The organism is Spirosoma endophyticum, assembly GCF_900112365.1.
Taxonomy (GTDB): domain Bacteria; phylum Bacteroidota; class Bacteroidia; order Cytophagales; family Spirosomataceae; genus Spirosoma; species Spirosoma endophyticum.
Genome location: NZ_FOLQ01000064.1, coordinates 1 through 5960, shown reverse-complemented (window position 1 = coordinate 5960; position 5960 = coordinate 1). Strand labels below are relative to the sequence as shown.

Genomic DNA, 5960 nt, shown 5'->3' with positions numbered 1-5960 from the left:
AAAGGGAACATTTGATAAGCGAAAGGGAACATATTTTAGAAACAGTTTCTTATATTTGTTTCTCTAAGTTATAAACCCTTATATATCAATGGAAAGTGTTGCTCAAGTACGCCAGCATAATGCCATTACAAATGCCCGGTACGAGTATTCAGAACTACAATTAGACATTTTCTTATACCTGCTTTCTAGTCTGCGAAAAGACCAACCCGAGGGAGTTTATGAAATTTCAGTGCCGGAAATGGCTAAGCTGACAGGCAAGAAATACAACTATCAACAACTACGGCTGGCCACGGAAGGCATGGGGAGCCGGATGTTTGAAATACCCAACGAAACGGATAAGAAAGGGCGGCAGGTATGGCGGCAAATGTGGATGTTCGATACGGTCGATTATATTCATGGAACGGGGGTTATTGAGGTCAAGTTTACCCAGACCATTCAGCCTTATATGTTTGATTTAAAGGCCAATTTCACCTCTTTTCAACTCTATTCTGCTCTACGATTAAGCAGCAAACACGCCAAACGGATCTATGCTTTGTGCAGCCAATGGAAGGACAAAAGGGAAACTCCAAAACAGGATATTGACGAGTTTAAGCGTATGATCGGGTTGCTTAATAACAAAGGGGATCAGGAGTACACTAAAGTAGCAATGTTCAAAAAGCGGGTACTGGACGCATCAGTTAAGCAAATCAATCAACACACTGATTTACAGATTGATTACATTCTTGAAAAGAAGGGCCGTAGCTTCAAAAATATCCACTTCACTGTCAAATCGCAGCCACTAACGGTAGCGCTACCTATCAAAGATGGAGCGGTTAAACCGGGAGCTGCTCCAACAGGAGTATCCGAAAGCCAGTATCAAAACGTCCGGCTCTTACTGGAGAAGTGGAATATCAAGCGGGCCGATGTGGTTAATCAGATCATGAACTCGGCCGAACTGATTCAGGAAGTCAACAAGTTTGCCTATGAGTTGCAGACCGGTAAAGTCAAAGTCGAAAAGAATGTGGCCGGATATCTGCTTACTCGCCTGGGCTTGAAACAGCCAAAGGGGAAGGAAAAGGAAATATAATTGGGCATCTATCGCCTGATTTTAAGGCCCTTATCTAAGCCTACATCGTGGCCAGCCTTCTTAAGACTATCCCGCTCAGCCGCTAGCTGAAAATCAGTCATCTTATACAGCTTCTCGAACTGCTGCCGGGCGTACTTGGCCCCTTCAGGGCCGTGTACCTGGGTAAACTGATTGAGCACGTCCTGACGCTGCTGTGGGGTAGTCGTGGCTAACATACGGGCCACTTTGCTCGCATCCCCCTTGTGGAGTTTGAAGTAGTCCGCTAAAACCTGATTAAACGTGGCCTGATAAGCTTTCTCCCGCTCTGCCCGTTCACGCTGGATAGCCAACTGGGTTAACTGCTCAACGATCCGCAGCGTGGTGTAGTCGGGGCCTAACTCATGCCCCCATAGCTTACCCTGACCGTCATTAAAAACGACCCCATTGTAGCTCTTCCCTTGGTAGGTTTCCTGATGATCTTTAGAAAAGCCCATTTTGATGCCTTTTCCGGCTAAATCAGCCCGTAACTCGTCGATGGTGGTGCATTTACCCAGACTACGCGTGAGCGTCGTTCTGAGCGCTTTTTGACGCTCCTCCAGGATATTCTCCAGTTGCCCGTGTACATTCAGCCGGTAGCCCAGCTGCGCCAGGGCTTGCTCGGCCTGGCTCTGGCGGGTTTGCCCCTTCTGGATCAGCGCATCCGTCACCGGCGTTTGCAGGCTCACCAACTGGCCACGACGCGCTGTTTCAGCATTTTTATTGGTCTGTTCGATCTGGCTGGATACCTTGCTTAGGGCCTGCTCCACTTGATATTTGGCGTAATCATGCTGGTAGATGCGGTCAATGGTCCGGGGCTTGTCGACCGCTTTGACGTAGTAATCCTTCTCAATGGGAGCCAGAGCGAGTTGAATAGCCTGGGCCTTTTCGGTCGTTTCCTTCATCAGGGTATAGAACTGCTTCACCTGGGTGTGGGTGGCCCCGCTGCCCTCGATGCCACGCGTTAAGCCTAAGTCTTTGACATGATCGGCAAAGCGGCTTTGTAGTTTACTCAGTGTGATCCGATCACCCCCCAACCAGTCCCGTGCGCACAGCCGGTTTTCGGTTCGCTCTTTCTTAACGGCACGGCCGACCTTGATGGTCTTGCTGCGGATAGGGGTCACAATAGCGTGCAGATGGGGACTCGTCTCGTCGTGGTGAGCTATGGCGTGCACGACGTTAGCAGCACCGTACTCCTGGCGAAGAAAGGCCATCGCTTTGTCCTGGAACGCTTTCCAGTTGGGGTCGTCCGGATGGTTGGTGTTGAAGTGTTCCGGGCTGGCCGTGATGAAGACGTCGATGGCCACCACCGCCCCTTTACGGGGTTCGATTTGCATCTCATCAAAGCGCACTTTGACGTCGGCGGCTGGGTCGTCAGTGCCGGCTAGGCGCTGGTTCAAATCCAACTTAGCCGGATCGGCATTGAGCGTTTCGCGCTGGCGTTCGACATGCGAACCGTGGCCGCTGATGTTGCCCATCGTCTTCAATTTAGCCACTCGTAAAATAGCAAAAGCCATAGAAAACGGGGATAGATTTAAATTGTATGTCACGCTCTGCGAGACGAACGAACAAGGGAATCTCCGCGAGAACCGACCGTAGGGAGGGTCTAAGCTGAGTTCACTTGTGGAGTGAGTCCACCTTTGTTTTTAAAAGGTGGTACGCGCGCGAAAGCAATGGCAAGGTAGTAAACGATTTGAAATACTTATACAGGTAGGTATATTCCTTTCCCTTTAATCCCGATGGCTTCTCACAACTTGGGCAGGTTATGAGCTATAAGCGAAACCGATTATGGCTCAGGTTGCTACGTTTCTACCCCGTAATCTTGTGCAGAAAGTAATGTTTCTTACCTGGCTAGGAGACTTCTCAGCAAAGAGAAGAAACCGAATCGAACCGACCTCCAGTACCGTATCTTCAACCTGTTAACCCATCCCTCTATATGAGCACACCGCTGCTACCTTCGCCACCGGCTTCTATGCCCACTCCCGACCCAAAGAGCTTCAATGAGAAGCTCCGTAACTTCTGCATTTTCGTCCTGATGATCCTCTCTGCTGTGGCGGATCACTATGGCTGGTCTGATTTGGTTTTCGGTGCGGAAAAGACCAAATGGCTACTCGAACTTATCGGGTTGCTTTTATAGCCATTCAATGTTTCGAGTATGAGATATGAAGAAAATTCGTAATGGAGAATCATGACAAATCCCTGATCTGGCTTAGAGCTAGTCAGATCAGGGATTAAAGACATATAGGAGCTACTAATTAAACTTATAAGCCACTGTTAGGAGTGCACTAATTCCTTTTCTATTACCGAATCCAAAAGAAGTTTGTACTTCAGGCAAATAACGAAAAGTAGGTTCAAGTTGAAGTAACAAAGACTTGTTCAAATAATACCTGACTGTGCTTTGTAGAATGCCCCCAAAATAAATGGCAGTTGGGGGATTGTTAATCGTTGGAGGAACAGTTCCCTGTGCATCAAGAAATTCATATTTAAACGCATTTGGAACCCACTCTGTCAGTAATCCAGCACCGACAAATAGTTGAAACTTATTCGCTTCGGCTATTCGATAAGACGCTGTAAGTGGGAACGTATAATATTGTGCTCTCGACGTTACTCGATCTGTCTTATTTTCACCACTTGGTGGTACATAGGGTACATAAGTTGTCAATAGGTAAGTTCGCTCCGCTGTGGTTGCTTTAAGATCAAATAGCCATCGGTTTTTTAAATAAGAAAGTCCAATTCCGTAACTTATAGAGTTAATGGACTTTATATTTGATGAATAGCCATTTGTGAGCTTAGTCGCATAATAATCATACGAAATAACCGGTCCAATCGTCAATGAAGAATTCTGACCTTGAGCAATAGACAATGTGAAGAACATCCAGAGGATTATTACGTATTTCATAAGCTTTAAAGATTAATTGTAATGAGATACACCAGTTCTTACTCGTGAAGCGCCGTTACTTTTGTCATAATAATAGACACTATGTATATTAACAAGGTGGGGAGTTGCATCAGTGAAATCTTCCATATAGGAACTCTCTGCTGATCGATATTCTAATTCTGATGTGTATCCGTCTATTGTTATATGCGCTGTGTTGTAAACAGCAGGGAAATTGTCATGTTCATACAATACGAAAGCATGATACTTGGTGCCAAATGCGCCAGACGAATTATAGCCGCCAAACAAGCTAACACCAGAGGTTGTTGTAGCAATTTCTTTTAGCGTAAAATTGAACTCCTTAAACAACCCTAATTCATTTACAGACCAATCATCGACATAATCTGTTGTATAATCAGGAAGATTAGTACTAGGTGGGCCACTAGTATAAATACAAGTAAAATATACATCGTTGTCACCAGATGCCCAACTCTCTTTATTTTGAGAAATTCCCACTCCTGTTATATATGCGTAATCATATGCAGTAGCTGCTCTGGCGCCTTTATCAGCCACCGGAGTATTTTTGGGTTGATTTATCTTCTTATCTAAATCACCACCAGTGCGATCATTAATTGCTAAAACCCACACCTCATGGGTTTTAGCATACTCTTCATCTACTAGAAAAGTAGCCTTGGAAACTTGATTTTTATTCAATATGTATGCTTCTTCCAAATTATCTTTCTTCACTTTGCCGTTAAAAACCACTAAAACTGGGTTTCCTATACCTATTTTTCCTTCTTTCTTAAGTTCTTGATAGAAAGGGATAAATACCTGAGGATTGTACGATTTTCCTTCAATGTTATCGAACGCAATTAATGCGTTATCATCTGAGGGATTCTCATTAGCCTGTAGAATTTTCTCTCGTAAATTGATATTTAAGGCAGTGGATTTTTGGTTAAGTGTTTTTATTAAGACATTGTAATCACCATCGAATTTTTTCTCGATTTCAGCATATATTAAGTTTCTAAAGCTACTATCTTCTGAGGCAGCTAAAATGACACCTTTACCAAGCTTCTTTAAATTCGTTTCTGTATAATTGAATGGGTCGGTTATTGCTAGACTTCTAGCTCCATTCGCACCTATATCGTTCGGTTCTAGCCCATGACAAGCATATACCAATACACTGATCAGTAAAAAACTGATTGATTTGGTACTAAAAGCAAAAGAGCTCTTAAAAAAAATCATACCTTTAATTGTTTAGTGGTGAAACATTAGACTCTTAAAAAGCCCCACTCCCGTCGCCAAACTGTTGTGGGGCTTTATCTTGAGGCAAGATTGTAATTCATTGTCATTTAATCAATAAAATGTAACCATATATAAGATAATTTATATTTTACCAACATTAAGTATACGGTTTTATAATAAGCATTTATACTTACTCATTTACATTTTTTGTGCACAAATTCTCATTAAAACCACGTTAAAGCCCCTTTTATATGTATATACATTTATCTACTACCACTTAGAATAAAATTCACAATTCTTTATAAATTACTATTATGTATTATTCTTATATGTTGTTACTCTAAAATGTTGGACAAGGTTTCTAGTAATATTCCCTTAACATAACAATCGTTATACAACAGGTCTTACTAAAGTGCAATAAATTGGGGTGGTGACTTAGTATGTCACCACCCCAATTTATTGCACTTTTCTACTAAAGGGATTAGTAAAAAATCAATTACTAACTAAATTTATAGTTGACCCCCTTTTCCCTGTTATGTCTTTTGGTGTTTTTGTTTTTTTCTGCTTTTCCTTTTCCCCTTTCGTATTCTGTCTGCGGCAGCTTTTTTTGGTTTGCGGTAGCCTCCCTAAATACCGCTTTTTTTTCAACACAAATTTTGTGTACTTGTATTATTTGTTCTATTTGTAGAGGCTGTAAGTAATTGATTTTCACATAAATACGAGGTCTAAAGGGAACATTTGATAAGCGAAAGGGAACAT

6 protein-coding genes are annotated in these 5960 nt (G+C 42.9%); 2 read left to right on the top strand and 4 right to left on the bottom strand.

Translation table 11 applies throughout. The annotated features are described in order from the left end of the window. Positions 1 to 88 precede the first annotated feature (88 nt). Positions 89 to 1066, top strand: coding sequence for a replication initiation protein (locus BM202_RS36315; RefSeq protein WP_093835477.1), 978 nt, complete (start codon positions 89 to 91; stop codon positions 1064 to 1066). 8 nt (positions 1067 to 1074) lie between these two features. Here BM202_RS36315 and mobV read toward each other — a convergent pair whose 3' ends face one another. After that, the gene (gene mobV, locus BM202_RS36310) at positions 1075 to 2598 is read right to left on the bottom strand and encodes a MobV family relaxase (RefSeq protein ID WP_093835475.1); all 1524 of its coding nucleotides are present in this window, start codon (positions 2596 to 2598) and stop codon (positions 1075 to 1077) included. Positions 2599 to 3017: 419 nt separating this feature from the next. Between mobV and BM202_RS36305 the strand changes: the two genes are divergently transcribed. Further along, a complete protein-coding gene (locus BM202_RS36305) occupies positions 3018 to 3218 on the top strand; it encodes a hypothetical protein (RefSeq protein WP_093835473.1) in 201 nt (66 codons plus the stop codon). Positions 3219 to 3332: 114 nt separating this feature from the next. Here BM202_RS36305 and BM202_RS36300 read toward each other — a convergent pair whose 3' ends face one another. The 3 genes from BM202_RS36300 to BM202_RS37990 form a co-directional block, all read right to left on the bottom strand. After that, positions 3333 to 3980, bottom strand: coding sequence for a hypothetical protein (locus BM202_RS36300; protein ID WP_093835471.1), 648 nt, complete (start codon positions 3978 to 3980; stop codon positions 3333 to 3335). A gap of 12 nt (positions 3981 to 3992) precedes the next feature. Further along, complete coding sequence (locus BM202_RS36295; RefSeq protein ID WP_093835469.1) at positions 3993 to 5201, bottom strand: hypothetical protein; 1209 nt, start codon at positions 5199 to 5201, stop codon at positions 3993 to 3995. A 499-nt stretch (positions 5202 to 5700) separates the two neighbouring features. Continuing rightward, positions 5701 to 5960 (bottom strand): hypothetical protein (locus BM202_RS37990; protein ID WP_218160659.1); only part of this gene is annotated, 260 nt, incomplete at its 5' end.

Coding starts and splice junctions, on each gene's coding strand:
- BM202_RS36315 (WP_093835477.1), top strand. CDS start 89: ATGGAAAGTGTTGCTCAAGTACGCCAGCATAATGCCATTACAAATGCC.
- mobV (WP_093835475.1), bottom strand. CDS start 2,598: ATGGCTTTTGCTATTTTACGAGTGGCTAAATTGAAGACGATGGGCAAC.
- BM202_RS36305 (WP_093835473.1), top strand. CDS start 3,018: ATGAGCACACCGCTGCTACCTTCGCCACCGGCTTCTATGCCCACTCCC.
- BM202_RS36300 (WP_093835471.1), bottom strand. CDS start 3,980: ATGAAATACGTAATAATCCTCTGGATGTTCTTCACATTGTCTATTGCT.
- BM202_RS36295 (WP_093835469.1), bottom strand. CDS start 5,201: ATGATTTTTTTTAAGAGCTCTTTTGCTTTTAGTACCAAATCAATCAGT.